The following is a 26,618-nucleotide window of genomic DNA, read 5'->3' as shown; positions in this document are numbered from 1 at the left end:
TGTCGGCTCCGCCTGGCTCGCCGAGCCGTCGGCGGCCGAGCGGGAGCGGCGCGGCGGGCGCGCCGGGGCGTCCGGGCCGGTCGTTCCCTCCGGGGTAACCGGGGGTGTCGGCTCCGCCTGGCTCGCCGAGCCGTCGGCCGCCGAGCGGGAGCGGCGCGGCGGGCGCGCCGGGGCGTCCGGGCCGGTCGTTCCCTCCGGGGGCGTCGGCTCCGGCCGGCTCGTCGAGCCCTCCGTCACCGAGCGGGTGCGGCGGGCGGGGCGGTCGCCCGCCGTCGCTCGGGCCGGGCGGGTCGGGGCCGGGGGGAGCTGGCCCTTCAGGGGGCCCCATTCGTTGGGGTCCGGGACGCCCGGCGGGAGCATCTGGCGGCGCTTCGGGCCGCCGCCGTCGTGGGACTCGCCCGGTTCCTTCGCGCCCGGCCACGCCTTCGCGACCCGGGCCGCGAGGACGAAGTCCTTGCGCAGCGGGTGGCCCTCGAAGTTCTCGGGGAGGAGCAGCGGCACCAGGTGCGGGTGGCCCTCGAAGGCCACGCCGAACATCTCGTGGGTCTCGCGCTCGTGCCAGCCGGCTCCCGCGTACACCCCGATCGCGGTGGGCAGCACCGGCGCGTCGTGCGGGACGGTCGTGCGCAGCAGGAGGCGGCGCGGGCGGCCCCCGGACAGGGACACGACGTGCGCGCAGACCCGGAAGCCCGTGCCCGGCTCGTCCACCGCGCTCAGCCAGTCGAAGTACGTGCAGCCCAGCTCGTCGCGGGCGGTCGTGAGCGCCGTGATCCAGGAAGTCGGCGGGACGTCGACCGTGAGCAGGTCGTACGCCCGCTCCGCCGTCGCCTCCTCGCCGAAGATCTCCGTCACGGCGTCCGGGAGGGAGTCGTACCCGTTCACTCCGTGCCTCCCGGCGGCGGGACCAGGGGGCTCGTCAGCTGGGATGCCGAGGCGGCGGTCGCGTACCGCTCCGCCAGGTTCTCCCGCGCGATCTTCTCCTGGAGCTTGAGGATGCCCTGGAGCAGCGCCTCGGGGCGGGGCGGGCAGCCCGGTACGTACACGTCGACCGGGATGATCTGGTCGACGCCCTTGGTGACCGAGTACGAGTCCCAGTAGGGCCCGCCGCAGTTGGAGCAGGCGCCGAAGGAGATGACGTACTTCGGCTCCGGCATCTGCTCGTAGAGCCGCTTCACGGCCGGTGCCATCTTGTCCGTCACCGTGCCCGAGACGATCATCAGGTCGGCCTGGCGCGGGCCGGGCGCGAAGGGGATCACGCCGAGCCGGATGAAGTCGTGCCGGGCCATCGACGCGGCGATGAACTCGATCGCGCAGCAGGCGAGCCCGAAGTTGAAGACCCACAGGCTGTAGCGGCGGCCCCAGTTCAGGACCACCTTCATCGGCTCAGGGGCGAGGCGCGCGAGCGTCCCCAGCTTCGGGGCGGGCAGGGGTGTGGGCAGGGGTGTTACGTCCATGCCAGGACGCCCTTCTTGTACGCGTAGAGCAGCCCCACGGCCAGGAAGCCGAGGAAGACGAACATCTCGACCAGGGTCGCGGCGCCGAAGCCGGGCGCGGCGAAGACCGTCGCCCAGGGGAAGAGGAAGATCGAGTCGACGGCGAAGACGACGTAGAGGAAGGCGTACACGTAGTAGCGGACCTGGGTGTGGGCCCAGCCCTCCCCCACGGGGTCGACGCCGCACTCGTACGTCATGAGTTTCTCGGGCGTCGGCACGACGGGCCGGAGCAGCCGGCCGGCGCCGAACGCAACGGCGACGAAGAGCACGCCGACGACGGCGAGCAGCCCGACGACGGAATACGTCTGGAAGTAGTCCGCCGCGTCGGCCGCGACAACGGTCGGTTCCCGCACGTCCGCCCCTCGGTCTCGGTGTCTCATGAGTCACTTGTGTACGCACGCGAGTCTAGGCCCTGCTAAAGGGACCGTAAGCAGTCGCGTACGGGGTCGCGTACGGGGTCGCTCGCACTGTCTCCTACGGGTTCCCGTACGGGTTCCCTCCCACAGTCCCGCGCGGGGGCGCCGGGCGCGCCCGTACCTCCCGGTCACCACGCCCGGCGCCGTCCCGGTGGGGATATCCCCCCTCCGGCTCACCCACCTTCCCCATGGCGTCGCGTACCGCCCGACCGGCAGTCTGGGGACCATGACCGCTGATCACGGCGCCGCCGCCGCCTCGCCTCCCCGCAAGCGCACCGCCTACGGGAAGGAGACCTGGAAGGAGATCGCCTTCCTCCTCTCCAACCTCTTCACGACGCTGGCCGGTTTCGTCTACTCGGTCGTGAGCGTGCTCCTCGGCGTCGGCCTGTCGGTCACCGTGATCGGGCTTCCGCTGCTCGCCCTCGGGCTCAGCGGCGCGCGCCTCATCGGCCGCTCGGAACGCGCCCGGGCGCGGGGGCTGCTCGGGGTGAAGGTCGCCGAGCCCTCCCCGCTCCCGCGGCGCCGGGGCTTCTTCGGCTGGCTGTGGGGCACGCTGAAGGACCCGGTGGCCTGGCGGACCCAGCTGTACGGGCTGATCCGGCTGCCCTGGGGCATCCTGACGTTCACCCTGGGCCTGGTCTCGCTCATCGTCCTCTGGCCCGTCCTGCCCCTCCTGTCCCGGGGGCTCGCCAATGCCGACCGGGGCATGGTCCGGGGGCTCCTCTCGCCCTCCGACGAACTGGAGCGGCGGATCGCCGAGCTGGAGTCGGACCGGGGCGTGGTCGTCGACACCGCCGCGGCCGACCTGCGGCGCATCGAGCGCGATCTGCACGACGGCGCGCAGGCCCGGCTCGTCGCCCTCGCGATGGGACTCGGGCTCGCGAAGGAGAAGCTCCTCGAGGACCCGGAGGCCGCCGCGGCGATGGTCGACGAGGCTCACGGCGAGGTGAAGCTCGCGCTCCAGGAACTGCGGGACCTGGCGCGCGGCATCCACCCGGCGGTCCTCACCGACCGGGGGCTGAGCGCCGCGCTCTCCTCGGTCTCGGCGCGCTGCACCGTGCCGGTGAAGGTGACCGTCGACCTGGCGGAGCGCCCGGCGGAGGCCATCGAGGGCATCGCGTACTTCACGGTGTCGGAGCTGCTGCAGAACGTCTCCAAGCACGCGCGTGCCCGGACGGCGTCGGTGGAGGTGTGGCGGGCCGGGGAGCGGCTGATGCTCCAGGTCCACGACGACGGGGCGGGCGGGGCGAGCTTCGACGGCGGCACGGGGCTCGCGGGGCTCGCGGAGCGGCTGGGCGCGGTGGACGGCCTGCTGGTCGTGGACTCGCCGGCGGGCGGCCCGACGACGGTCACGGCGGAACTGCCGTGGCGCTCCCGCCCGACCGCGTGAGGCCTTGGGCCCGTGGGCCCGTAGGGGGTCCGTGAGCCCCTGCGGGCGTACGGACCCCCTGCGGGTCCGCGAACCCGTAAGGGGTCCGCGAACCCGTAAGGACCCACCAACCCGTAAGGGGTCCGCGAACCCGTAAGGACCCACCAACCCGTAGGGACCCACGAACCCTTGGGGCGCCGCGAACCCCTACGGCGCCCCCGCCCCCCTAGGTAGGGAAAACCCCCGCCCGCAGACGCCCACCCGCCTCATGGTCCGGCGGGGCGTGAGACGGAAACCTGGAACACGTCACCCCGCCCCTCCCTGAGCAGAGAAGGACCCCGCGATGGCCTCCCACCGACTCCCCGCCGCGATCCGCGCGCCGTTCGAGGCCCGCACCTGGCGCGCCCTCCTCTATGTGCTGATCGGGCTGCCGCTCAGCGTCTGCTGGTTCGCGCTCTCCATCGCGTTCGTGTCGGCCGGGGCCGGGCTGCTCATCACCTTCCTCGGGGTCCCGATCCTGGCCGGGGCGCTCGCGATGTGCCGGGGCTTCGGCGCGGTGGAGCGGGCCAGGGCGCGCGGGCTGCTCGGGCATGACGTGCGGGCGCCGGAGCCGGTGCGGGGCCGGACGGGCGGGGCGTTCTCCTGGATGGGTGCGATGCTGAAGAGCGGGGCTTCGTGGCGGCACCTGCTGTACGCGGTGCTGCACATGCCGTGGGCGGTGTTCTCGTTCTCGGTGACCGTGGCGTTCTTCGCCTGGGGCTGGAGCCTCTTCACGTACCCGCTGTGGCAGTGGGTCTTCCCGATGTACGCCGGGCAGGCCGGTCTCCAGCTGTACGGCGACAGGTCCCACAACCTCTATCTCGACTCGCCCTTCGAGATCGCCGTCACCAGCCTCATCGGCCTGCTGTTCGTGATGGCCGGGCCGTGGCTGCTGCGCGGCTTCGTCTCCGTCGACCGGCTGCTGGTCTCCGGGCTGCTCGGCCCGTCCCGCCTCGCCTCCCGTGTGACCGAGCTGGAGTCGGACCGGGGCGTGGTCGTCGACACCGCCGCGGCCGACCTGCGGCGCATCGAGCGCGATCTGCACGACGGCGCGCAGGCCCGGCTGGCGGCGCTCGCCATGGATCTGGGGCTCGCGAAGGAGAAGCTCGCGGAGGACCCGCAGGCGGCCTCGGTGCTGGTCGGTGAGGCGCACGGCGAGGTGAAGCTCGCGCTCCAGGAACTGCGGGACCTGGCGCGGGGCATCCACCCGGCGGTCCTCACCGACCGGGGGCTCGACGCGGCGCTGTCGGCGGTGGCGTCGCGGTGCGCGGTGCCGGTGTCGGTGGACGTGGACCTGCCTGCGCGGCCGGTGCCCGCGATCGAGGGGATCGCGTACTTCGCGGTGTCGGAGCTGCTGGGGAACGTCACTGCGCACGCCCGGGCGCGGCGGGCCTGGGTGGACGTGTGGCGCACCGGGGACCGGCTGATGCTCCAGGTGCGGGACGACGGCGTGGGCGGCGCGGAGGCGTCCGCCGGGCGGAGCCTGGCGCGGCTCTCGGACCGGATCGGCGCGGTGGACGGGGTCCTGGCGGTGGACTCCCCGGCGGGCGGCCCGACGACGGTGACGGTGGAACTGCCCTGGCGGGCGTGACGCCGGCGGGCGACCGACCGACCGCCCTGGAACGGAGACCGCCCCCGGGCGGTCTCCGTTCGGTCGTGCCCGGGGCCCCCGCAGGCCCTCCGACCCTGCGATGCTGGCCGGGTCGCAGCAAGACTCGGACAACAGGGCAATGGGGGCAGTACGGCGTGGGTGTGCAAGACGTGGCGAGTCGGGTTCGGGTGGTCATCGCCGAGGATTCCGTGCTGTTGCGGGAGGGGCTGACCAGGCTCCTGACCGATCTGGGGCACGAGGTCGTGGCCGGTGTGGGGGACGGTGACGCGCTCGTCGAGACCGTCGCCGGGCTCGCGTCCGAGGGCGCGCTGCCGGATGTGGTGGTGGCGGACGTGCGGATGCCGCCGACGCACACCGACGAGGGGGTGCGGGCGGCGGTGCGGCTGCGCAAGGAGCATCCGGGACTGGGTGTGCTGGTGCTGTCGCAGTACGTGGAGGAGCAGTACGCCACCGAACTTCTGGCCGGTTCCAGCCGGGGTGTGGGCTATCTGCTGAAGGACCGGGTCGCGGAGGTCCGTGAGTTCGTGGACGCGGTCGTGCGGGTCGCCGGGGGCGGTACGGCGCTCGACCCCGAGGTCGTGCAGCAGCTGCTCGGCAGGAGCCGTCAGCAGGACGTGCTGGCGAACCTGACCCCGCGCGAGCGGGAGGTCCTGGGTCTGATGGCCGAGGGCCGGACGAACTCGGCGATCGCGAAAGCGCTGGTCGTGAGCGACGGCGCGGTGGAGAAGCACATCAGCAACATCTTCCTGAAGCTGGGCCTCTCGCCGAGTGACGGTGATCACCGCCGGGTACTGGCGGTGTTGACGTATCTGAAATCCTGAGGATCTGACACCCTGTCAGATAACACGGAGGCCGGAGGGTCGGCCGCCCGCGTCCGGGGGTCCTAGATCCAAAGGATGAGGCGGAATCCGACTTTCCGGAACACTCCGGGTGGCGACAGAACCTGACAATTCAGGGCAAGAGGGCGTCTCAAAAAGAGGTCCACGATGTGAGAAGTCCCGGGAGGGCCCTCCTCGGCGTCGTAGGGTGGGCCTCGGGACGGACGGTGATCGGCCGACCGCATCCCGAGCCTTCTCCCGCCTCCGGCGGAGAGTCCCCTTGCCGCGAGGGAGGTCCAGTTCAGTGACCAGCCAGGTCAGTAGCGAGGCCGGTGAGGCCTTGCTCGGGGAGCAGCGCAGCGCCCCGGCGAAGCCGCACCACGGCACCGAGAAGGAAGTGCGCCGGCTCGACCGGGTGATCATCCGCTTCGCGGGTGACTCCGGCGACGGCATGCAGCTCACGGGTGACCGGTTCACCTCGGAGACGGCGTCCTTCGGGAACGACCTCTCCACGCTGCCGAACTTCCCGGCCGAGATCCGGGCACCCGCCGGAACCCTGCCGGGCGTCTCGTCCTTCCAACTGCACTTCGCCGACCACGACATCCTGACGCCGGGCGACGCCCCGAACGTGCTGGTCGCGATGAACCCCGCCGCCCTCAGGGCGAACATCGGGGACGTGCCGCGCGGTGGCGAGATCATCGTCAACACAGACGAGTTCGCCAAGCGCGCCATGGCGAAGGTCGGATACGCGACCTCGCCGCTCGAAGACGGTTCGCTGGACGGCTACCGGGTCCACCCGGTGCCGCTCACCACGCTGACCGTCGAGGCGCTCAAGGACTTCGGCCTGTCCCGGAAGGAGGCCGAGCGCTCCAAGAACATGTTCGCGCTCGGGCTGCTCTCCTGGATGTACCACCGGCCGACCGAGGGCACCGAGACGTTCCTGCGGCAGAAGTTCGCCAAGAAGCCCGCCATCGCGGAGGCGAACATCGTCGCCTTCCGGGCCGGCTGGAACTTCGGCGAGACCACCGAGGACTTCGCCGTCTCGTACGAGATCGCCCCCGCGACCCGCGCCTTCCCCACCGGCACCTACCGGAACATCTCGGGGAACCTGGCGCTGTCGTACGGTCTCGTCGCCGCCGGCCGGCAGGCCGACCTGCCGCTCTACCTGGGCTCGTACCCCATCACCCCGGCCTCGGACATCCTCCACGAGCTGTCCAGGCACAAGAACTTCGGCGTGCGCACCTTCCAGGCCGAGGACGAGATCGCCGGCATCGGCGCCGCGCTCGGCGCGGCCTTCGGCGGCTCGCTCGCCGTGACGACGACCTCCGGCCCCGGTGTGGCGCTCAAGTCGGAGACGATCGGCCTCGCGGTCTCCCTGGAGCTGCCGCTGCTGATCGTCGACATCCAGCGCGGCGGCCCCTCCACGGGCCTGCCCACCAAGACCGAGCAGGCCGACCTCCTCCAGGCCATGTACGGCCGCAACGGCGAGGCGCCGGTCCCGGTCGTCGCCCCGAGGACGCCCGCCGACTGCTTCGACGCCGCGATCGAGGCCGCCCGGATCGCGCTCACGTACCGCACGCCGGTCTTCCTGCTCTCCGACGGCTACCTCGCCAACGGCTCCGAGCCCTGGCGCGTCCCGGAGGTCGACGAGCTGCCCGACCTGCGGACGCGGTTCGCCACCGGGCCGAACCACACGCTCGACGACGGCACCGAGGTCTTCTGGCCGTACAAGCGCGACCCGGAGACCCTGGCCCGCCCCTGGGCCGTGCCCGGCACCCCCGGCCTCGAACACCGCATCGGCGGCATCGAGAAGCAGGACGGCACCGGCAACATCTCGTACGACCCGGCGAACCACGAGTTCATGGTCCGCACCCGGCAGGCCAAGATCGACGGCATCGACGTCCCCGACATCGAGGTCGACGACCCGGACGGCGCCACCACCCTGGTCCTCGGCTGGGGTTCCACCTACGGGCCCATCACGGCGGCCGTCCGCCGCCTCAGGGTCGCGGGCCACCCCATCGCCCAGGCCCATCTGCGCCACCTCAACCCCTTCCCGAAGAACCTCGGGGAGGTCCTGAAGCGGTACGAGAAGGTCGTCGTCCCCGAGATGAACCTCGGCCAGCTCGCCACCCTCGTCCGGGCGAAGTACCTCGTCGACGCCCGCAGCCACACACAGGTCAACGGGATGCCGTTCAAGGCCGAGCAGCTCGCCGCCGTTCTCAAGGAGGCCATCGATGCCTGAGCCCCTCCTCAACCTGGTGCCCAGGGCCGAGGCCCAGCAGTCGATGAAGGACTTCAAGTCCGACCAGGAGGTCCGCTGGTGCCCCGGCTGCGGTGACTACGCCGTCCTCGCCGCCGTCCAGGGCTTCATGCCCGAACTGGGCCTGGCGAAGGAGAACATCGTCTTCGTCTCCGGCATCGGCTGCTCCTCCCGCTTCCCGTACTACATGAACACCTACGGGATGCACTCCATCCACGGCCGCGCCCCGGCCATCGCGACCGGCCTCGCCACCTCGCGCCGCGACCTGTCGGTGTGGGTGGTGACCGGCGACGGCGACGCGCTCTCCATCGGCGGCAACCACCTCATCCACGCGCTCCGCCGCAACGTCAACCTCAAGATCCTGCTCTTCAACAACCGGATCTACGGCCTCACCAAGGGCCAGTACAGCCCGACCTCCGAGGTCGGCAAGATCACCAAGTCGACGCCGATGGGCTCGCTCGACGCGCCCTTCAACCCGGTGTCGCTGGCGCTCGGCGCGGAGGCCTCCTTCGTGGCCCGTACGGTCGACTCCGACCGCAAGCACCTCACCGAGGTGCTGCGGCAGGCCGCCCAGCACAACGGCACGGCGCTCGTGGAGATCTACCAGAACTGCAACATCTTCAACGACGGCGCCTTCGAGGTCCTCAAGGACAAGGACCAGGCCCAGGAAGCCGTCATCCGTCTCGAACACGGGCAGCCGATCCGCTTCGGCGCCGAGAACGAGAAGGGCGTCGTCCGCGACCAGGCCACCGGAGACCTCCAGGTCGTCACGGTCACCCCGGAGAACGAGTCCCGGATCCTCGTCCACGACGCCCACGGCGCCTCCCCCACCACCGCCTTCGCGCTCTCCCGCCTCGCCGACCCGGACACCCTCCACCAGACCCCCATCGGGGTGTTCCGGTCGGTGGACCGGCCGGTCTACGACACGCTGATGGCGGAGCAGCTGGAGACGGCCGTGGAGCAGCAGGGCAAGGGCGATCTGAGCCGGCTCCTCGCGGGCAACGACACCTGGACCGTGGTCGGCTGACACCGTGACACCAGGGGCCCGGTCCGCGGTGCGGACCGGGCCCCTCTCATCTCCCCTCCGCCGCCGTCCGCGCCTTCCTGGCGGCGGTGTCGTCCTTGGTGGCCCTGACGAAGTCCCCGAGGAAACGCGGCGCGCCGCGCTCGATCCGGTGGACGTACGCCTGGTCCGTGAACCGGTAGACGTTCGCCCTGTCGAAGCCGTACGTCCTGACCGCTCCCCGGTACGTGAGCTCCCGCAGCCGCCGGGTCAGCGGCGACACCGCCTGGTCGCTCGCCGAGTACGCGGCCGAGGTCGCCGCGCAGTCCGGCCGGGAGGTCGCGTACCGCGGCGTGCCCGCCGAGGCCCACCTCGACATCCTGACCGGCGTCGGGGTCCCGCCCTTCTTCGCCGCGATCCTCGTCGACGTCGACCGGGCCATCGAGCGCGGCGCACTCGCCCGGCGGACCGGTGACCTGGCCCGGCTGATCGGCCGCCCGACCACCCCGATCGCCGTGACGATCGAGGAAGCACTCGCGGCCTCCTGAACCGCCTCCCGGACCATGCCGGGACCGCTCCCGGCACGGCTCCCGGGCCACCTCACCACCGTCATGACCGTATTGCGGTACGGGCATGACAACCCGCCCGGTGCGGCGCTACCTTCGACAGGACAGCGCGGCTCAGGGCGGGAGGTCCGGTGAAGACGGATAACGAGGAACGAGCAGGATTGCTCTACGGGATCGGCGCCTACGGCATGTGGGGACTGGTCCCGCTCTTCTGGCCGCTCCTCAAGCCCGCCGGGGCGGTCGAGATCCTCGCCCACCGGATGGTGTGGTCGCTGGCCTTCGTCGCCCTCGCCCTGCTCGCCGTGCGCCGCTGGGGCTGGATACGCGAGCTCGTCCGCAGCCCGCGCAAGCTCGGCCTGATCACCGTCGCCGCCGCCGTCATCACGGTGAACTGGGGCCTCTACATCTGGTCCGTCAACACGGGCCATGTCGTCGAGGCCTCCCTCGGCTACTTCATCAACCCGCTCGTCACCATCGCCCTCGGCGTCCTCGTCCTCCAGGAACGGCTGCGCCCCGCACAGTGGGCGGCGGTCGGCGTCGGCTTCGCCGCCGTCCTGGTCCTCGCGATCGGCTACGGGAAGCCGCCCTGGATCTCGCTCACCCTCGCCTTCTCCTTCGCCGTCTACGGCCTGGTGAAGAAGAAGGTCAACCTCGGCGGCCTGGAGTCGCTCGCCGCCGAGACCGCCGTCCAGTTCCTGCCCGCGCTCGGCTACCTCGTCTGGCTCGGCACCCGGGGCGACCTGGCCTTCGGCTCCCACGGCGGGGGCCACACGGCGCTGCTCGTGGCCACCGGCATCGTCACGGCGGCCCCGCTCGTCCTCTTCGGGGCGGCGGCGATCCGCGTGCCCCTGTCGATGCTCGGCCTCCTCCAGTACCTGGCACCGACCTTCCAGTTCCTGCTGGGCATCCTCTACTTCCACGAGGAGATGCCGCCGGAGCGCTGGGCGGGCTTCTCGCTCGTCTGGCTGGCGCTGACCCTCCTCACCTGGGACGCCCTGCGCACGGCGCGGCGCAGCCGGGCGGCGGTGGAGGCGGCCAAGGCGGAGGCGGCGCAGGCCGAGGTGGCGCAGACGGCTGCCGTCGTCCCGGCGCCGGTGGACACCGCCCCCGTACCGCCGACTTCCCGCTGACCCCGGCCGTCACGCGTCCAGGAGGCCGTACTCCCGGATCAGCCAGCAGACCGCCGTCAGGCGCAGGGTCGCGAAGTCGTGGCCGACGGGTTCGGTCCAGTCGGCCTCGGTGAGCCGGTCCGTGAACCCGAGGACGTAGTCGGCCAGCTCGTCCCGCCGCGGGGCCGGGCCGCCCGGCCCCCGCTGGGCCGGGATCAGGGCGTCGCGCACGGCGGCGGCGTGCTGGTCGACGGCGGCCACGAGCCCCGGCTCGGAGGGGAACTCCGCGAGCCGGGGCATGTACGTGGCGGCGACATCGGTCAGTGGGCAGCCGGGCGAATCGTTCATCCCTCCACATTAGGGGCGTACGGGGACGGTCCGGCCGTGACCTTGGTCGCACGCTCGGGGACCTCGGGGCGTGCGCCGGTCCCGTCCACCCGCCCGAGCCCCGGAAATCCGGTGGCCCTCCCCCGCCGGCCCGCCCCACCCTGGGACGCATGGAAGAACCGAAGTACCGGATCCGTGCGCTCCACACCGCCCGGACGATCACCGTCTACCAGGCGTACCGGCCCGAGATCGGTGTGGCGGCGGCCCGGGAGGGTCGCTTTCCGGCCAGCTGGAAGCGGGACCGGATGACGTGGATCAAGCCGTCGTTCCTGTGGATGATGTACCGCTGCGGCTGGGGGACGAAGGAGGGCCAGGAGACCGTCCTCGCCGTGGAGATCGACCGCGAGGGCTTCGAGTGGGCCCTGCGGAACGCCTGCCTCTCCCACTACCAACGCGGCTTCCACCCCGACCGGGCCGACTGGAAGCGGCGGTTGGGGGAGTCGCCGGCCCGGGTGCAGTGGGACCCGGAACGGGACCTGGGCCTACGGGCGCTCCCGTACCGTTCGCTCCAGCTCGGGCTGTCGGGCGAGGCCTCCCGGCGGTACGCGGACGAGTGGACGGTCGCCGTCACCGACGTGACCCCGCTCGCCCGCCGGATCCACGAGCTGGTCCGGGCGGGCGAACGGGACGCCGCGCGGCTGCTGCTGCCCCGGGAGGAGCCGTACCCGGAGACCCCGGGGCTACTGGACCGGGTGCGTGGCCGGGACTACGCCGGCGGGGCGGTGACCACCGAGAAGTTGAAGTCGCCGGTGCCGAGCGTCCCGTAGAGGCGCAGCCACAGCGGCAGCAGCAGCTCCACGCCCCGCGCGCTCGTCAGGTCACCGAGGTCGATGATCCGGTCGGCGGGCCAGCCGAAGGAGCCGAGCAGGTCCGCGACGACGGCCTTGGCGGTCTCGTCGTCGCCGCTGAGGAACACGTTGTGGTGCCCCGGGACCCGGCCGGGCTCGACCATGACGGCGTTCGCCATGGTGTTGAGCGTCTTGACGACGCGCACCTCGGGGAAGGCCTTCTGGAGCTGCTCGGCGAGGCTGCCGCCGTCCGGGGTGACGACGGTGGGCGGCATGCCGCCGGAGAAGTCGAGCGGGTTGGACACGTCGATGAGGACCTTGCCGCGCAGGTTCGCCGCACCGGCGGCCTCCAGGACGGCGAGGGAGACGAGACCGCCGGTGGCGTTCACCACCAGCTCGGCGGAGGCGGCGGCGTCGGCGAAGGTGCCGTGCGCGCCGCCGGTCGCCCCGGCCCACTTCACGGCCTCGGCGTTGTCCGCCGTACGGGAACCGAGGGTGACCTCGTGCCCGAGGGAGACGAGCTTGGTGGCGAGCCGGCGGCCGACCTCACCGGTTCCGAGTACGGCGATCTGCATGACGTGCGCTCCTTCGGAGGGGACGACGACCCGGGAAGGCCGACCCTATGCGGAACGGGACGGGTCCGCCGTCCCGGAACCGTCCCGGGGCGTCCCGGGCTCGCGTCCCCTCGCCCCCCCCGGCCCGTCAGGCCGCGGGGAGGTCCCGGGGCGGGCGGCGCATGGCCCACAGGGTGGGTCCGCCGCCCGGCAGGGCGACCTCGCCGAGCACGGCGAAGCCGAAGTGCTCGTACACGGGGAGGTTGTCGGGCTTGGAGGATTCCAGGTAGACGGGCAGGCCCGCCGCGTCGGCCTGGGCGAGGCCGGAGCGCAGGAGCGCGGACCCGTGGCCCTGGCCCCGGGCGGCGGGGTCGGCGCCGATCACGGCGAGGTACCAGTGCGGCTCGGGCGGGGTGTGGGCGGCGGCGCCCTCGACGGCCTGGCGGAAGAGGTCGGCGCGGTCACCGAGGATGTCGGCGAGTTCCTGGACGGTTCCGGCGTCGGGGACGGCCTTCTCCTGTCCCTCCGGGGCGACCCAGAACGCGGCGGCGGCGTCGGTGCGCTCACAGACGCCGTGCAGTGCGTACTGCCGGGTGAGGAGAGTGGTGAAGTACCGCCCGAGACCGGCCTCGCGGGAGGCTTCGTCGGGGAAGAACCAGCGCATCATCGGGTCGTCACCGAAGGCACGGGCCAGGGTGCGGCTGACCATCGGCGCGTCGTCGACCGTTGCCGTCGTCGGTGTGTTCGAGGTAGGCATACGGGTCATTCTGCACGCTGGATGATCTTGGTCGGGGGCTGGGGCGGCCCGTACGCGTACCACCGTCGGAGGGAAGGAAGGATCGCCGGATGAACGACGAGGATCCACTGCTGAGCCGCGCCCGCCACCTGTGGGAGACGCTGGCCGCCGCACCCGTCTCGTTCGCGCCGCCGGCCGGCGTGAGGGTCGTGGTGTCGCCGGGGTCGGAGCTGTGTCCGCCGTCGTGGGTGGGTGTGGTCGTCCTGGGGAACGCGGCGATCGTCACCGCACCGACGGAGGCGGCTGCGCGGGCGTGGAAGCGCGGGACGGCGGGTGCGCCGGTGGAGTCGCTGGTGAGCGCGGAGGCGGTACGGGGGATGGTGCACGTGACGGACACACTCGGCCCGGCGACGCTGGCGTACGCGTCCCTGGGGGACTTCCGCCCGTGGCCGGCGGATCCGGTGGTCGAGGACGTGTGGGCGGAGAGCGAGGAACTCCGGGCGCTGGTGGCGGCGGTGGGGCAGGAGGACGCGGACGAGAGCGGGATGGAGGAGATCACGTCTCCGGCGTTCGTCGTACGCGGAGGACGGGGCGGGGCGGCCGGCGGTGACGGAGGGAGCGTCATAGCGGCGGCGGGATACCGGCTGTGGCCGGAATCGACGGCGCACATCAGTGTGCTGACGGCCCCGGGGCACCGAGGTCGCGGACTGGCCGGGAGGACGGCCTCGGCGGCGGTGGCACACGCGCTGGAGGCTGGGCTGATGCCCCAGTGGCGGGCCCGGACGGTGGAATCGCGCGCGGTGGCGAGGGCGCTCGGGTTCAGGGAGCTGGGGATGCAACTGAGCGTCCGATGCGACGAGTTCTAGGGGTGAGACCGGAGCGTTCACTCCAACCACCCATCCCCAAAGGGGAGTTCATCGACCTTTTCCGTCCGCTGAGCGAACGCCCCTGACCGGTTTCCGCTCTTGACGCAGAGTCAAACTCTCGTTGAACATTCAGCACGCACTCGCACAGCACTCGTACAGCTCCAGCGCCTCGTGGCACCCCAGCCCGAGGCGTCTCGCACGTTCCGTCCCATCCCCGTTCGGAATCCGGAGCCCCCACAGATGAACATCTCCGTGCACAGACGCGTCACCGTGGCCGCCGCCCTCGCGGCGCTCGCCCTCGGCGGACTCACCGGCACCACCGCATCGGCCAGCCCCACCGGCGCCACCGCCGCGCCCGACATCCCGCTCGCCAACGTCAAGCAGCACTTGACGGACCTCCAGGCCATCGCCACCGCCAACGGCGGCAACCGCGCCCACGGCCGTACCGGCTACAAGGCCTCCATCGACTTCGTGAAGGCCAAGCTCGACGCCGCCGGCTACACCACCGCGCTCCAGCAGTTCAGCTACAACGGCGCCACCGGCTACAACCTCATAGCCGACTGGCCCGGCGGCGACCCGAACCAGGTCATCATGTCCGGTTCGCACCTCGACTCGGTGACCTCCGGCCCCGGCATCAACGACAACGGCTCCGGTTCCGCCGCGATCCTCGAAGCCGCGCTCGCCGTCTCCCGCGCCCAGCTCCAGCCCACCAAGCACCTGCGCTTCGGCTGGTGGGGCGCCGAGGAGCTCGGGCTCGTCGGGTCGAAGTACTACGTCAACAACCTGCCCACCACGGAGCGTTCGAAGATCAGCGGCTATCTGAACTTCGACATGATCGGCTCGCCGAACCCGGGCTACTTCGTCTACGACGACGACCCGACGATCGAGCAGACCTTCAAGGACTACTACGCCGGGCTCGGCATCCCCACCGAGATCGAGACCGAGGGCGACGGCCGCTCCGACCACGCCCCGTTCAAGAACGTGGGCATACCCGTCGGCGGGCTCTTCTCCGGCGCCGACTACATCAAGACCGCCGCCCAGGCGCAGAAGTGGGGCGGTACGTCCGGCCAGGCCTTCGACCGCTGCTACCACGCGTCCTGCGACACCATGGCGAACATCAACGACACCGCCCTGGACCGCAACGCGGACGCCATCGCGTACGCGATCTGGAACCTGTCCACCGGGTCGACGACCCCGCCGACCGGCACGGTCTTCGAGAACACCGCCGACGTCGCCGTCCCGGACAACGGCGCCGCCGTGACCTCCTCCGTGACCGTCACCGGCATCACGGGCAACGCGCCGTCGACCCTCAAGGTCGGCGTGGACATCGTCCACACCTGGATCGGGGACCTGGTCGTCGACCTGATCGCCCCCGACGGCTCGGTCTACAACCTGCACAACCGGACCGGCAGCGGCACGGACAACATCGTCCAGACCTACACCGTGAACGCCTCCTCCGAGGTCGCCAACGGCGTCTGGAAGCTCCGCGTCCAGGACAAGGCCGGGTCGGACACCGGCTACATCAACGGGTTCAAGCTGACCTTCCCGTAAGGCCGGGCCCGTAAGGCCGGGCCCGCAGGACGCACAGAACTCCCGGGTGGGTCGGTGACCATCGCCCCCGACCCGCCCGGGGTCCCAACCAGTCCGCTACTTACCGGCGTTCGCCGCGTCCACCAGCGCGTCCTGCGTCACCGCGCCGACGTAGACCCTGCCGTCGTCGGTGAGGAGCGCGTTCACCAGCTTCGTCTTGTAGACGGTGCCGGAGCCGAACTTCCCGGTGACCTTGTCGCCGAAGGAGTCCAGGAAGCCCTGGATCTCCTTCGGCGCCTCGTCCGTCTTCGGCGCCGGCGCCCCCGTGTCGAGCTTCGCGATCGTCGTCCAGCCCTCGCCGATGACGTTCATGCCCTCGCCGGAGCGGCCGAAGCCCTTCCCGAACTCCTTCCCGAAGTCCTTGCCGAAGCCGGGGAAGCCCTCCTCGAAGCCCTCGGGCAGGTCCTCCGCGTCCTTCCCGGCCTTCTCCGCGGCCCCCTCCGTCACCTTCGCGCCCTTCGGCGCCGTGAAGGTGAACTCCGAGGCGGCCGGCTTCCCGAAGTCGACCTTCGTGAAGCCCGCGTCGACGACGGGCTTGCCGCCCTCGACCGAGGAGAGGGTGAACTTCAGCGGGGTGCCGTTCGCCGCGTCCACCGCGATCTTCACCGACTGGACCATGGAACCGGACTGCTTCGGCTTGATGACCAGCTGGTACGCGTCCCGGCCCGCCACCTTCGCCGTGCCGTCGACCGTGATCGACGTGGTGTCGCCGGCCGCCTTCAGGACCTCGTCCGCGAGCTGCCTGGGCGTGCCGGGCAGCTCCTCGCCCTTCTCCGCGCCGTCGGCGGCGGACCCGGCGCCCTTCTCGTGGAAGGCCTCGTTGGACTTGCTGTCGTAGCCCCAGACGTCGTCGCCGTTGTGGATCAGGCTGTACTCGTCGGAGCCGTCGATCAGGGTGAGCCTCTGGCGGTCGGGGCCGTCGGCCGCGACGCGCAGCGTGTGGCTGCCCGAGATGAGCTGGGTGAGCTTCTCGGACGGGTCGGCCGAGGCCGACCCGCCGCCGGAGCCGCCGAGGCCCGAGGTCAGGCCCGAGGTCAGCCCGCCGAGGGACGGCAGCCCCAGGTCGGTGGAGATCTTGAACGTGCCGGACAGCGTCTGGGTGTCCGAGGCGGCGATCTTCTCGATGAGCTGCTGCGCCGTGATCTCGGGCAGATCGGGGTCTCCGGACGCCGCCAGTGCCGGTACGAGTCCGATGGTCGCCGCCGCGACTCCTGCCACCGCGACCGGGACGATGAACCGGCTCGCCTTACGGGTCTCTGCCATGGTCTCCGCTACCTCCGTTGTCGATGGGTCCATCTCACCAACTCGGAGGCCCGGAAGCGTCAGACCCCGGGATCAACCTCACGTACTGCTTCGGGATGACCCGACCCTGAGAGAATCTAGGCCGCCCGGTGGACAACCGCGTCGCACATCTCCGCGAGCGCCGCCTTCGCGTAGCCGTCGGGCAGCGGTGCGAGCATCGCGCGCGCCTCCTCCGCGTACCGCACGGTGACCCGGCGGGCCCGCTCCAGGGCCGGGTGGGCACGCAGCCGGCGCAGGGCCTCGGCGTGGCGCTCGTCGTCGCTGAGGTCGCCGTCGATCAGGGCGACGAGTTCCAGGTCCTCGGGGCGCCCGTGGGCGAGCGCGGCGGCCCGCAGATAGAGCACGGGCAGGGTGGGGACGCCCTCGCGCAGGTCGGTGCCGGGGGTCTTGCCGGACTCGTGGGAGTCGGAGGCGATGTCGAGGATGTCGTCGGCGAGCTGGAAGGCCACGCCGAGCCGTTCGCCGTACTGGGTGAGGGTGTCGACGACGCTCTCGTCGGCGCCGGACATCATGGCGCCGAAGCGGCAGGCGACGGCGACGAGCGAGCCGGTCTTGCCGCCGAGGACGTCGAGGTAGTGGTCGACGGGGTCGCGGCCGTCCGTGGGTCCGGCGGTCTCCAGGATCTGGCCGGTCACGAGCCGTTCGAACGCCTCGGACTGGATGCGTACGGCCTCGGGGCCGAGGTCCGCGAGCGTGTGCGAGGCGCGGGCGAAGAGGAAGTCACCCGTGAGGACGGCGATGGAGTTGCCCCAGCGCGTGTTGGCACTGTCGACGCCGCGGCGCACGTCGGCCTCGTCCATGACGTCGTCGTGGTAGAGCGTGGCCAGGTGGGTGAGCTCGACGACGACGGCGGAGGGCACGACGCCCGGCGCGTAGGGGTCGCCGAACTGGGCGGCGAGCATCACGAGCAGGGGGCGGAAGCGCTTGCCGCCGGCGAGCACGAGGTGCTGGGCGGCCTCCGTGATGAACGGGACATCGCTCTTGGTGGCGTCCAGGAGGCCCGCCTCCGCAGCCGCCAAACCGGTCTGGACATCGGCCTCAAGAGCCTGGTCCCGCACGCTAAGACCGAACGGCCCGACGACGGTCACGAGGGGGTCTCCTGTCTGCTGACGCCTGCTGACGATCGCACGGATCGTCCACGCGGATGGTTGGACTGGTCGGACTGTGCGCGATCACACGGATTGTCGATGTGTCGCTCGATTCACTCAAGCCAGCGTATCCGGTCACCTTTCGATCACCGTGGGCGCCTTCCCGTCACCCCCGGTATGTTCGTGATCAGCTCATACGACCAGGAGTAGGCGTTTTGTCCCGAACAATGATCGACACCGACACGAACGGCGCGCAGCCACCCCCCGAGGACGACCACGCCTTCCTCGGACATCCACGGGGTCTGCTCACCCTCTCCGGCCTGGAGGTCTGGGAGCGGTTCTCGTTCCTGGGCATGCAGGCCATCCTCGTCCTGTACTTCGCGGCCACCGTGGCGGACGGCGGACTCGGCATGGCGGCCGGCACCGCCGCCTCCGTCTCCGCCGCCTACGGCACGCTCGTCTACCTGGTCTCGGTGGCGGGCGGCTGGCTCGCCGACCGCATCCTCGGCTCGTACCGCGCGGTCCTCTGGGGCGGCATCCTGATCGCCTGCGGCCATTACGCCATGGCGGTGCCTGCCGCCGCCATGACCTGGGTGGGCCTCGGCCTGATCAGCGCGGGCACCGGACTGCTCAAGCCGAACGTGGCGACCATGGTCGGCAAGCTGTACCGCACGGACGACGAGCGCCGGGACGCCGGTTTCGCGCTCTACTACATGGCGATCAACATCGGCGCGTTCGCCGGCCCGCTGATCACCGGCTGGCTCGCCGACCACAAGGGCTACCACTGGGGCTTCTCCGCCGCCGCGCTCGGCATGAGCCTCGGCCTGATCCAGTACGTCGCCGGCCGACGTCACCTGGCCGGGCGCAAGCACTCCGCCGAATTCGCGCTCGCCCCCGAGGCCATGCGGCGGACGGTCCGGCTGATGGCCGTCGGCGCGGTCGTCGTGGCCGTCCTCGCCACGGCCCTGGCGTTCGCGGGCTGGCTGACCATGGGCCGCTTCGTGGACATGCTGACGGTGATCTCGGTGATCGCCCCGGTCGTCTACTTCTGGGTGATGTTCACCAGCCCCCGGGTCACCGCCGAGGAGCGCGGACGCCTCAAGCCGTACATCGTGCTGTTCCTGGCCTCGGTCGTCTTCAACTTCATCCTCTTCCAGGCGTACTCGACCATGATCCTGCTGGCCTCCACCAACGCCCGTACGACCATCCTCGGCTTCGACTTCCCGGCCGGCTGGTACGCCTCCGCCCTCGGCGCCTTCGAAGTGGCCCTGGCGCCCGTGGTGGCCGCCGTCTGGGCCCGGATGGGGCCCCGGCAGCCGCACGCCTCCAACAAGATCGCCTTCGGTGTGATCCTCGGCGGTCTGTCGTTCCTCCTGATGGTCCTGCCGACCTCCGGGCACGCCGACGACACCTACCGGATGGCCGCCTGGTGGATCGTGGGCTCGTACCTGCTGCTCGGCCTCGGCGACGTCCTCCTGGAGACCTCCGGGATGTCCGCGACCAGCAAGCTCGCCCCGAAGGCCTTCTCCAGCCAGACGATGTCGCTCTGGTTCCTCTCCCTGGCGCTCGCCAACGGCATCCAGGCGCAGACCGTGAAGCTCTACGACGACGTCTCCAAGCCCGTCTACTTCGGCGTCAACGGCGCCGTGGCCGTCGCCGTCGGCCTCGTCGTGATCGCCCTGGCGCCGTGGCTGCGCCGCGCCATGCACCCCGTCCACTAGGGAGCCGAGATGAAGATCCGTACCGACTTCCCGTACGAGACCCGCCACGACGACGTCCTCATCCCGCTCGGGGACGGGACCGAGCTGTACGCGCGCGTGTGGCGACCGCTCACCGACGAGCCCGTACCGGCCCTCCTGGAGTACCTGCCGTACCGGCTCACCGACTGGACCGCGCCCCGCGACCGGCAGCGCCACCCCTGGTACGCGGGCCACGGCTACGCCTCCGTACGGGTCGACGTCCGCGGCCACGGCAACAGCGAGGGCCTGCCCGGCGACGAGTACGACCCGGTCGAGCTGGCCGACGGCGTCGCCGTCGTGAACTGGCTCGCCGAACAGCCCTGGTGCACCGGCAAGGTCGGCATGTTCGGCATCTCCTGGGGCGGCTTCAACTCGCTCCAGATCGCCGCCCTGGCCCCCGAACCGCTCAAGGCGATCGTCACCGTCTGCTCCACCGACGACCGCTACGACAACGACGTCCACTACATGGGCGGCTCCGTCCTCGCCGTCGACATGCACGCCTGGGCCGCCACCATGCTCGCCTTCGTCTGCCGGCCCCCGGACCCGGAGTACGTGGGCGAGGAGTGGCGCGAGCGGTGGCTGAAGCGCCTGGAGGCCGTGGAGCCGCTCATCCACACCTGGCTCTCCCACCAGACCCGCGACGCCTACTGGAAGCACGGCAGCGTCTGTGAGGACTACGGCGCGATCCGGGCCGCCGTCCTCGCCGTCGGCGGCTGGCACGACCCCTACCGGGACACCGTCCTTCGGCTCGCCCACCACCTCCCCCAGGACCGGGTGCGCGGCATCATCGGCCCCTGGTCCCACCAGTACCCGGACCGCGGTCTGCCGCCGGGGCCCGCCATCGGCTTCCTCCAGGAGACCCTGCGCTGGTGGGACCACCACCTCAAGGGCGCCGACAACGACGTGATGGCCGAACCGCTGCTCCGCTCCTGGATCAGCGACTCGCACCTGCCCGCGACCGTCTACGAGGAGCTGCCCGGCCGCTGGGTCACCGACCCCTCCTGGCCCTCCCCGAACGTCACCCCCGTCACGTACGCCTTCCAGGGCGCGCCCGTGGTCGTCGACTCGCCGCAGCAGACCGGGCTCGACGCCGGGCGCTTCTTCCCCTTCGGCAACGACGCCGACCTGCCGCCCGACCAGCGCGACGAGGACGCCCACTCGGCCTGCTTCGACTTCCCCGTGCCGGAGGACGGCGGTCCGGTCGAGATCCTGGGCCGTCCGTCGGTCAGCCTGGCGCTGCGCACGGCCGCGCCCACCGGGCAGGTCATCGCCCGGCTCTGCGACATCGCCCCGGACGGTTCCTCCACCCTGGTCACCCGGGGCGCGCTGAACTTCTCCGCCCGGTACGGCCGTGACCGGGCCGTGGAGGCACAGATCGGCGAGACGGAGAGCTTCGACTTCGAGCTGAACGGCATCGGGCACGCCTTCGCACCCGGCCACCGGGTGCGGCTCGCGGTCTCCTCGACGTACTGGCCGTGGATCTGGCCGCAGCCGGACGCGGCGGGCTTCACGCTCGACCCGGCGGGCTCCTCCCTGACCCTGCCCGTGCGCCGTCCCACCCAGGACGCCGTCACCTGGGAGGAGCCGGAGCAGTCCGAGCCGCTCGGGGTGGTCTACCCGCGCACGCTGGAGGAGCCGCGGCCCGAGCGGCTGGTGGTCAGGGACGTGGCGAAGGGCGAATGGACCCTGGAGGTCGACCCGAAGTACGGCGGTACGCGGGTGTACCCGGACGGCCTGGAGTTCACCGAGGACGCGGTGGAGACGTACACGATCGACGAGAGCGGCCCGCTGTCCGCCCGGACCCGCTCGGAGTGGTCGGTCCGGCTGCACCGGCCCGAGCTGGCCTGGGACGTCACCGTGGACACCCGCTCGGAGATCTCCTGCGACGCGGACGAGTTCCTCACCACGAACGAGGTGGTGTGCAAGGAGGGCGGCGAGGTCGTCTTCCACCGGACGTGGGAGAAGCGGATCCCCCGTACGGCGGGCTGAAGCTCGCTCGTACGGGGGATCCGGGGCCGGGTTACGCGCCGGCGCCGGCCTTGCGGCGGCGGGCGACGACCAGCGCGCCGGCGCCGAGGGCGACGGCCGCGGCGGCGGCGAAGCCGAGCGGGAGGGTGTCGTTCGCACCGGTGGCGGCGAGGGCGCCGTTGACCGGGGTGTTCGAGCTGCCGCCCTGGCCGGTGGTGTTGGTGTTGCCACCGGTGCTGCCGGTGCCGGTGGGCGCCGGCGTGGTGGTCGACGGGGACGGCTCCGGAGTGGGCTTGGTGCCCTTGGCCGCGAGGATGTCGAATTCGACGGTCGCGTACTCCTTGCTGCTGCCGCAGGTGCCGTCGTTCTTCTCGTACGCGCCGACGGCGAAGGCGACGCCCTTGCCGGCCGGGGTCTCGGCGTCGACGGTGAGGCGCAGCTTCACGTCGGCCTTGCCACCCTTGGCCAGTTCACCGATGGTGATGGCCTCCTCGGTCTCCGCGGAGAGCTTCGTCCACGCGGGGTGGGCGGCGGAGGACCACTCGAAGGTGAGGAGTTCGTCGAAGAACTCCCCCTCCTCCTCGTCGCTCTCGTCGTCGACACCCGTGATGTTCAGGGCGGCGGCGTAGGCCTGGACGGCCTTGAGGGTGTGGTCGGTGGTGTTGCTGACGCGCAGGGAGAACTGCGCGCTGGTGCCGGCGGTGACCGTCTTGGGGCCGGTCATGGAGACCTTGACGGAGCCGTCCTCGGGGCACTCGTCCGGGCCGCCCTGCTCGAACTCCTCCAGGGCGTCCTCGGCGTCGGAGAGCTCCGTCTCGGCCATCTTGATGGCGACGTCGAGCTTGCTGATCTTCCGGGCCAGCGCGACCCTCGCGTCGTCGTGGGCGGTGTCGGCCTTCTTCTCCCGGAGTTCGGCGGCGACCGTGGCGGCGACCGCTTCGTCGACCGCCGTCTTCGCGGCGGTGACGGCGGCGTCGGCGGCCGTCTTCTGCTCCTCGGTGGCGTCCTCGGGCAGGTCCTTCACGGCCTGCTCGGCCGTGGCCAGCGTCTCGTCGGCGGCGGTCTTCGCGGCCTTCGCGGCCTTGACGGCCTCCTGCGCGGCGGCCAGCTCGGTCTTCAGAGCCGGGTCGACGTTGTCGTCCTCGAGGTCCTTCACGACGGCCGTGCGCTCGGCCTTCAGCGCCTTGACCTTCGCCTCCGCCTTCTCGACGGCGGCGACCAGCTTCTCGTACTCGGCGAAGTCGTCGCCGTCGGGGTCGTCCTGCGTGGTGCCCTGGGTGTGGCCGGGCACGGCCGGGCCGGCCGCGAACGCGGGCGCGGCGGAGAGGAATACGACCGGGGTGGTGACCGCGGCTGCCACGGCGGTCGCGAGAATGCGGCGAATCTTCACAGTGCGGGACCTTTTTCCTGGTCAGGGAGGGGTGAGAGCAATGCGGGGCGCGCACTCGCGGTAGCTTCACGCGGCGCGACGCCACCCTGATCGTATGGCGGGGAACGCCCTTGCGGCAGGCCTGTCTTCCCAGTTCGGGACGGGGTCCGAGGACTACCGGGACCGAATACCGGATCAAGTCGGACAGTTGCCCACGGAGGCCGCACTTTCTGTGTGATCCATGTCATCCGCGCCCGGCGGCCCGCCCCGTAACGTGTCCCCCACACCCGTGGAAAGCGAGGCAAGCACCGATGTCCGAGCACAGCCCGCTCGACCTGGCCGAGGGCGATCCCTTCGGCCCGCACAACCTCCCGTACGGCGTCTTCTCCACCGCCGACGAGCCCGGCCGGCGCCGGCTCGGCGTCCGGATCGGCGGGCACGTGCTGGACGCGGGTGCCGCGGCGCACGCGCTCGGCTCCCCGTACGCGGCGCTGCTCGACCGGCCGAGCCTCAACCCGCTGCTCGCGGCCGGGCGGACCGCCTGGCGCGATGTGCGCAGGGCGCTCACGGCCTGGGTGACGGTGCCGGCCCACCGTGCGGACATCGAGCCGCTGCTGCACCCGCTGGACGCGGTGACGCTGCACCTGCCGTACGAGGTCGCGGACTACGTCGACTTCTACGCGAGCGAGCACCACGCGACGAACGTGGGGAAGATCTTCCGCCCCGACGGGGACGCGCTCACCCCCAACTGGAAGCACCTGCCGATCGGTTACCACGGTCGCGCGGGCACGGTCGTGGTCTCCGGCACCGATGTCGTACGGCCCTCGGGGCAGCGCAAGGCGCCCGCCGACGCGGCCCCGGTCTTCGGCCCCTCGGTCAAGCTGGACATCGAGGCGGAGGTCGGCTTCCTGGTCGGCGCCCCGTCGGAGCTGGGCGCGTCCGTGCCCCTCGCGGACTTCCGGGAGCACGTCTTCGGTCTGACGCTGCTCAACGACTGGTCGGCGCGTGATGTGCAGGCCTGGGAGTACGTGCCGCTCGGCCCGTTCCTCGGGAAGTCGTTCCAGACCTCGGTGTCGGCGTGGGTGACGCCCCTGGAGGCGCTGGACGCCGCCAGGACCGCGCCGCCCGCGCGGGACTTCCCGCTGCTTCCGTATCTGGACGACGCGGCCGAGGAGGAGCCGGGCGGCTTCGACCTGCGGATCACGGTGGAGATCAACGGCGAGGTGGTGGCGGAGCCGCCGTTCTCCACCATGTACTGGACGGCCGCGCAGCAGCTCGCGCACATGACGGTGAACGGCGCCTCGCTGCGCACCGGCGACCTCTACGGCTCCGGGACGGTGTCCGGGCCCGAGGTGGACCAGCGCGGTTCGCTGCTGGAGCTCACCTGGAACGGCCGGGACGCCCTCGACCTGGCCGGTGGCAAGCGGACGTTCCTGGAGGACGGCGACGAGGTCGTCCTGACGGCCTGGGCTCCGGGCCCGGACGGCACCCGGGTGGCGCTGGGCGAGGTCCGGGGCCGGATCGTTCCCCGCGCCTAGTTACAGCGCCCGCCAGAGGGCGGGTACGTGGGGCGGCTCCCAGCCGGTCTGGCCCGTGTGTGCCTGGAGGCACACATAGGCCGGGCCGCCGTAGGTGACCTGGTCGCCCGCCCGGTAGGCGGTCCCGGCGGCCCAGCTGCCGCCGGGCGGCTGGGTGGTCGTGGTGGCCGTGGGGGTGGGGCTGGGCCCGGGGTCCTGCGGCACGTTCAGGACGAAGTCGAAGGCCGCCTCCTTCGCGGCGCCCGCGTCCCGCACGTTCATGAGGAGCCGGGCGTCGAAGAGGCTGTCGGTGTTGTTGCGGGGTTCGCCGGGGAAGTACAGCTGGGTGGTGAGCACCGGGCGGCCGGGGGCCTGGATCTTGACGTGGAGATGCCGGGTGCGGCCGGGGTAGAGGCCGGGCACGATCGTGGTGAGCTTGAACGCTCCCTGCGCGTCGGTGAACTGGTGCCCGCGGAAACGGAATCCGGTGTTGTCGTAGCCGCCGTTGGTGTCGGCCTGCCAGAAGTCGAGCAGGACGCCGGATATCGGCCGGCAGGCGAGCCCGAAGACATAGCCGCTGAACGTCAGCCGGACGCCGGCCGTGCCGGACTCCAGCAGGCTGGTGCGCAGGGGTGAGTCGGGCTTGAAGTAGGGGCCCTCCATCTGCGGCGGGGTGGGGTCGTCGCCGTCGTCGCACTCGGGGGTGAGCGCGGGCGCCGCCTCGCCGGCGCTGAGGGTACGGGCGAGTGCCGGTACGCCCATGAGTACGACGGGGGCCGCCATGCCGGCCGCGAGGGCGGCCCGCAGCACCGCCTTGCGGCTGACGTGCCCGGTACTGGTCTCGCTGTCCATGCCTGCTCCTCGTATGGGGGTTGAGGGGGATCGGCAACGAACCTAGGCGGGCGGGGCGGCGGGTTCGAGGGACGGAGCGCGGCGGTCGTGGTGTTTCCGGAAGGCTCCGGGGCTGGTGCCGGTCTCGCGGCGGAAGAAGCGGCAGAAGTACGCGGGGTCGCTGAATCCGGTCCGGGCGGCGATCTGACGGATGGACAGTTCGGTACGGGCCAGCAGGCGTTGGGCCTCGCGGGTGCGGGCCTCGCGGAGCAGGGCGCCCGGGGTGCGGCCGGTGGCGGCGCGGACGGCCTCGGTGAGGTAGCCGGGGCTGACGCCGAGCCGGTCGGCGTACGCGCGGACGGGCAGGCCGTCGCTCCCGGTGCGGGCGAGGAGCCGGGCGAACTCCGCGGCGACGGCGTCCGCGGCGGTCCGGCCGGGCGGCGGCGCACCGGGGGCGGGAGCCGTGTCCGGGCCGGGCAGCCGGGCCGCCCGGACCAGGAGGACGTGCAGCAGGGAGCGCAGGACGGTCTCGAAGCCGTCGGCGCCGTGCCCGTACTCCTCGACGAGTTCGGCCATCAGACGGCCGGTGCGGGCGTGCGCGGGTCCGTCGAGGCTGAGCCAGGGGCGTTCGCCGAGGCGGCGCAGGAGGTCCCGGTCTCCGGGGTGGTCGAGGAGGAAGGCGTCGGTGAAGAGGACGACGCTGCCGTCGAGGCCGCGGGCGTCCTCCCAGTGGTGCAGCTGTCCGGGGAGGACGAGGCCGAGGTGGGGCGGGCGGATCTCCCAGCGGGCGAGGTCGACGACATGGGTGCCGGTGCCCGCGGTGACGTGGACGATCTCGTGGAAGGTGTGCCGGTGGGGGAAGGAGGCCCTGGCCAGCGGGCCGATGGTGTCGAAGGTCCCGGCGGCGAACGGCGTCCGGTCGGACACCCGGACCTCCAGCCGGTGCATGGGCGGGTCGCCCGCTCTCGGGACGGCGCAGGGGGTCCCCGGTAACGCGGTGCTGTCGCGCATCGTGCCGTTCTCCCTCGTGGGCGGACGGGCCAGGTGGTACAGACCATTGAGGCCCTTCCCACCATGGCACGGGCACCTCCCATGGGTCACCCCCGCGTGCGGTACCTCGGCCGGGCGGACCAGGCTCCTCACGCGGGCTCGGCCCCCCGGGCTCAGGGGAGGAGCGGGCACGCGGAAGGGCCCGGCT

General features: G+C 71.9%; 24 protein-coding genes and 1 pseudogene. 13 read left to right on the top strand and 12 right to left on the bottom strand.

Translation table 11 applies throughout. The features are described 5' to 3' along the window. The 3 genes from ABT154_RS19190 to ABT154_RS19180 all read right to left on the bottom strand — a co-directional run. The coding region (locus ABT154_RS19190) for an NADH-quinone oxidoreductase subunit C (protein ID WP_502969541.1) at positions 1 to 927 on the bottom strand (927 nt) is incomplete at its 3' end. Then, entirely contained in the window at positions 879 to 1,454 is a 576-nt protein-coding gene (locus tag ABT154_RS19185; RefSeq protein WP_351858012.1) for an NADH-quinone oxidoreductase subunit B, read from the bottom strand. The genes ABT154_RS19190 and ABT154_RS19185, both read right to left, overlap by 49 nt. Continuing rightward, positions 1,445 to 1,873, bottom strand: coding sequence for an NADH-quinone oxidoreductase subunit A (locus tag ABT154_RS19180; protein WP_317873619.1), 429 nt, complete (start codon positions 1,871 to 1,873; stop codon positions 1,445 to 1,447). Before ABT154_RS19180 ends, ABT154_RS19185 begins: the two co-directional genes overlap by 10 nt. A 262-nt stretch (positions 1,874 to 2,135) precedes the next feature. Between ABT154_RS19180 and ABT154_RS19175 the strand changes: the two genes are divergently transcribed. From ABT154_RS19175 to ABT154_RS19155, 5 genes are all read left to right on the top strand, one after another. Then, positions 2,136 to 3,299 carry a sensor histidine kinase gene (locus ABT154_RS19175; protein ID WP_351858011.1) on the top strand — a complete coding sequence of 388 codons (1,164 nt, stop codon included), beginning with the start codon at positions 2,136 to 2,138 and terminating at the stop codon, positions 3,297 to 3,299. A 322-nt stretch (positions 3,300 to 3,621) separates the two neighbouring features. Beyond that, a complete protein-coding gene (locus ABT154_RS19170) occupies positions 3,622 to 4,908 on the top strand; it encodes a sensor histidine kinase (RefSeq protein WP_351858010.1) in 1,287 nt (428 codons plus the stop codon). Between the two features lie 170 nt (positions 4,909 to 5,078). After that, positions 5,079 to 5,750: a LuxR C-terminal-related transcriptional regulator gene (locus ABT154_RS19165; RefSeq protein ID WP_351858009.1), complete on the top strand. Its 672-nt coding sequence runs from the start codon at positions 5,079 to 5,081 to the stop codon at positions 5,748 to 5,750. Between the two features lie 301 nt (positions 5,751 to 6,051). Then, complete coding sequence (locus tag ABT154_RS19160; RefSeq protein WP_351858008.1) at positions 6,052 to 7,989, top strand: 2-oxoacid:acceptor oxidoreductase subunit alpha; 1,938 nt, start codon at positions 6,052 to 6,054, stop codon at positions 7,987 to 7,989. After that, entirely contained in the window at positions 7,982 to 9,034 is a 1,053-nt protein-coding gene (locus ABT154_RS19155; RefSeq protein ID WP_351858007.1) for a 2-oxoacid:ferredoxin oxidoreductase subunit beta, read from the top strand. Before ABT154_RS19160 ends, ABT154_RS19155 begins: the two co-directional genes overlap by 8 nt. A gap of 46 nt (positions 9,035 to 9,080) precedes the next feature. Here ABT154_RS19155 and ABT154_RS19150 read toward each other — a convergent pair whose 3' ends face one another. After that, on the bottom strand, positions 9,081 to 9,293 hold the full coding sequence (locus ABT154_RS19150) for a hypothetical protein (protein WP_351858006.1): 213 nt from the start codon (positions 9,291 to 9,293) through the stop codon (positions 9,081 to 9,083). Between ABT154_RS19150 and ABT154_RS19145 the strand changes: the two are divergent. Both ABT154_RS19145 and rarD read left to right on the top strand, forming a co-directional pair. Continuing rightward, positions 9,217 to 9,558, top strand: a pseudogene (locus tag ABT154_RS19145) (KR domain-containing protein); the annotation flags it as partial. The gene ABT154_RS19150 and the pseudogene ABT154_RS19145 sit on opposite strands and share 77 nt — an antisense overlap. A 149-nt stretch (positions 9,559 to 9,707) precedes the next feature. Beyond that, positions 9,708 to 10,706 (top strand): EamA family transporter RarD, encoded by a 999-nt coding sequence (gene rarD / locus ABT154_RS19140; protein ID WP_351858005.1) that lies wholly within the window; start codon positions 9,708 to 9,710, stop codon positions 10,704 to 10,706. Positions 10,707 to 10,715: 9 nt separating this feature from the next. On the opposite strand, the gene ABT154_RS19135 is transcribed toward rarD, so the two are convergent. Beyond that, complete coding sequence (locus tag ABT154_RS19135) at positions 10,716 to 11,033, bottom strand: DUF6401 family natural product biosynthesis protein (protein ID WP_351858004.1); 318 nt, start codon at positions 11,031 to 11,033, stop codon at positions 10,716 to 10,718. Between the two features lie 149 nt (positions 11,034 to 11,182). Here ABT154_RS19135 and ABT154_RS19130 point away from each other — a divergent pair, with 149 nt between their 5' ends. Next, on the top strand, positions 11,183 to 11,839 hold the full coding sequence (locus tag ABT154_RS19130) for a DUF4291 domain-containing protein (RefSeq protein ID WP_351858003.1): 657 nt from the start codon (positions 11,183 to 11,185) through the stop codon (positions 11,837 to 11,839). On the opposite strand, the gene ABT154_RS19125 is transcribed toward ABT154_RS19130, so the two are convergent. Together ABT154_RS19125 and ABT154_RS19120 are read right to left on the bottom strand one after the other, a co-directional pair. Continuing rightward, the gene (locus ABT154_RS19125) at positions 11,779 to 12,435 is read right to left on the bottom strand and encodes an NADPH-dependent F420 reductase (RefSeq protein WP_351858002.1); all 657 of its coding nucleotides are present in this window, start codon (positions 12,433 to 12,435) and stop codon (positions 11,779 to 11,781) included. The two genes, ABT154_RS19130 and ABT154_RS19125, sit on opposite strands and share 61 nt — an antisense overlap. Positions 12,436 to 12,562: 127 nt before the next feature. Continuing rightward, positions 12,563 to 13,180: a GNAT family N-acetyltransferase gene (locus ABT154_RS19120; protein WP_351858001.1), complete on the bottom strand. Its 618-nt coding sequence runs from the start codon at positions 13,178 to 13,180 to the stop codon at positions 12,563 to 12,565. A gap of 80 nt (positions 13,181 to 13,260) precedes the next feature. On the opposite strand from ABT154_RS19120, the gene ABT154_RS19115 reads away from it, so the two are divergent. Continuing rightward, positions 13,261 to 14,016 carry a GNAT family N-acetyltransferase gene (locus ABT154_RS19115; protein ID WP_351858000.1) on the top strand — a complete coding sequence of 252 codons (756 nt, stop codon included), beginning with the start codon at positions 13,261 to 13,263 and terminating at the stop codon, positions 14,014 to 14,016. Between the two features lie 240 nt (positions 14,017 to 14,256). Continuing rightward, entirely contained in the window at positions 14,257 to 15,567 is a 1,311-nt protein-coding gene (locus ABT154_RS19110) for a M28 family metallopeptidase (protein ID WP_351857999.1), read from the top strand. A gap of 96 nt (positions 15,568 to 15,663) precedes the next feature. Here ABT154_RS19110 and ABT154_RS19105 read toward each other — a convergent pair whose 3' ends face one another. Then, positions 15,664 to 16,869, bottom strand: coding sequence for a LolA family protein (locus ABT154_RS19105; RefSeq protein ID WP_351857998.1), 1,206 nt, complete (start codon positions 16,867 to 16,869; stop codon positions 15,664 to 15,666). Positions 16,870 to 16,985: 116 nt separating this feature from the next. Continuing rightward, on the bottom strand, positions 16,986 to 17,996 hold the full coding sequence (locus ABT154_RS19100) for a polyprenyl synthetase family protein (RefSeq protein WP_351857997.1): 1,011 nt from the start codon (positions 17,994 to 17,996) through the stop codon (positions 16,986 to 16,988). 227 nt (positions 17,997 to 18,223) lie between these two features. On the opposite strand from ABT154_RS19100, the gene ABT154_RS19095 reads away from it, so the two are divergent. Both ABT154_RS19095 and ABT154_RS19090 read left to right on the top strand, forming a co-directional pair. After that, positions 18,224 to 19,717, top strand: coding sequence for a peptide MFS transporter (locus tag ABT154_RS19095; protein ID WP_351858021.1), 1,494 nt, complete (start codon positions 18,224 to 18,226; stop codon positions 19,715 to 19,717). Positions 19,718 to 19,726: 9 nt separating this feature from the next. Beyond that, positions 19,727 to 21,724, top strand: coding sequence for a CocE/NonD family hydrolase (locus ABT154_RS19090; protein WP_351857996.1), 1,998 nt, complete (start codon positions 19,727 to 19,729; stop codon positions 21,722 to 21,724). A 31-nt stretch (positions 21,725 to 21,755) separates the two neighbouring features. Here the strand turns inward: ABT154_RS19090 and ABT154_RS19085 are convergent, their stop codons facing one another. Then, a complete protein-coding gene (locus tag ABT154_RS19085) occupies positions 21,756 to 23,093 on the bottom strand; it encodes a peptidase (protein WP_351857995.1) in 1,338 nt (445 codons plus the stop codon). Between the two features lie 290 nt (positions 23,094 to 23,383). On the opposite strand from ABT154_RS19085, the gene fahA reads away from it, so the two are divergent. Next, positions 23,384 to 24,610, top strand: coding sequence for a fumarylacetoacetase (gene fahA / locus ABT154_RS19080; RefSeq protein ID WP_351857994.1), 1,227 nt, complete (start codon positions 23,384 to 23,386; stop codon positions 24,608 to 24,610). Here fahA and ABT154_RS19075 read toward each other — a convergent pair whose 3' ends face one another. Next, complete coding sequence (locus ABT154_RS19075) at positions 24,611 to 25,441, bottom strand: dioxygenase family protein (RefSeq protein WP_351857993.1); 831 nt, start codon at positions 25,439 to 25,441, stop codon at positions 24,611 to 24,613. Positions 25,442 to 25,483: 42 nt separating this feature from the next. Then, a complete protein-coding gene (locus ABT154_RS19070; RefSeq protein WP_351857992.1) occupies positions 25,484 to 26,431 on the bottom strand; it encodes a helix-turn-helix transcriptional regulator in 948 nt (315 codons plus the stop codon). Between the last annotated feature and the right edge of the window lie 187 nt (positions 26,432 to 26,618).

It is taken from the genome of Streptomyces sp. NPDC001728 (assembly GCF_040297565.1).
Lineage (GTDB): Bacteria > Actinomycetota > Actinomycetes > Streptomycetales > Streptomycetaceae > Streptomyces.
This window is presented reverse-complemented; position numbering and strand designations above follow the sequence as displayed.

Bases quoted from the DNA above. Each gene is read 5' to 3' on its own strand.
- ABT154_RS19130 (WP_351858003.1), top strand. From the start codon at position 11,183: ATGGAAGAACCGAAGTACCGGATCCGTGCGCTCCACACCGCCCGGACG.
- ABT154_RS19180 (WP_317873619.1), bottom strand. From the start codon at position 1,873: ATGAGACACCGAGACCGAGGGGCGGACGTGCGGGAACCGACCGTTGTC.
- ABT154_RS19090 (WP_351857996.1), top strand. From the start codon at position 19,727: ATGAAGATCCGTACCGACTTCCCGTACGAGACCCGCCACGACGACGTC.
- ABT154_RS19105 (WP_351857998.1), bottom strand. From the start codon at position 16,869: ATGGCAGAGACCCGTAAGGCGAGCCGGTTCATCGTCCCGGTCGCGGTG.
- ABT154_RS19075 (WP_351857993.1), bottom strand. From the start codon at position 25,441: ATGGACAGCGAGACCAGTACCGGGCACGTCAGCCGCAAGGCGGTGCTG.
- fahA (WP_351857994.1), top strand. From the start codon at position 23,384: ATGTCCGAGCACAGCCCGCTCGACCTGGCCGAGGGCGATCCCTTCGGC.
- ABT154_RS19120 (WP_351858001.1), bottom strand. From the start codon at position 13,180: ATGACCCGTATGCCTACCTCGAACACACCGACGACGGCAACGGTCGAC.
- ABT154_RS19110 (WP_351857999.1), top strand. From the start codon at position 14,257: ATGAACATCTCCGTGCACAGACGCGTCACCGTGGCCGCCGCCCTCGCG.
- ABT154_RS19135 (WP_351858004.1), bottom strand. From the start codon at position 11,033: ATGAACGATTCGCCCGGCTGCCCACTGACCGATGTCGCCGCCACGTAC.
- ABT154_RS19115 (WP_351858000.1), top strand. From the start codon at position 13,261: ATGAACGACGAGGATCCACTGCTGAGCCGCGCCCGCCACCTGTGGGAG.
- ABT154_RS19170 (WP_351858010.1), top strand. From the start codon at position 3,622: ATGGCCTCCCACCGACTCCCCGCCGCGATCCGCGCGCCGTTCGAGGCC.
- ABT154_RS19155 (WP_351858007.1), top strand. From the start codon at position 7,982: ATGCCTGAGCCCCTCCTCAACCTGGTGCCCAGGGCCGAGGCCCAGCAG.
- ABT154_RS19185 (WP_351858012.1), bottom strand. From the start codon at position 1,454: ATGGACGTAACACCCCTGCCCACACCCCTGCCCGCCCCGAAGCTGGGG.
- ABT154_RS19070 (WP_351857992.1), bottom strand. From the start codon at position 26,431: ATGCGCGACAGCACCGCGTTACCGGGGACCCCCTGCGCCGTCCCGAGA.
- ABT154_RS19095 (WP_351858021.1), top strand. From the start codon at position 18,224: ATGATCGACACCGACACGAACGGCGCGCAGCCACCCCCCGAGGACGAC.
- ABT154_RS19125 (WP_351858002.1), bottom strand. From the start codon at position 12,435: ATGCAGATCGCCGTACTCGGAACCGGTGAGGTCGGCCGCCGGCTCGCC.
- ABT154_RS19175 (WP_351858011.1), top strand. From the start codon at position 2,136: ATGACCGCTGATCACGGCGCCGCCGCCGCCTCGCCTCCCCGCAAGCGC.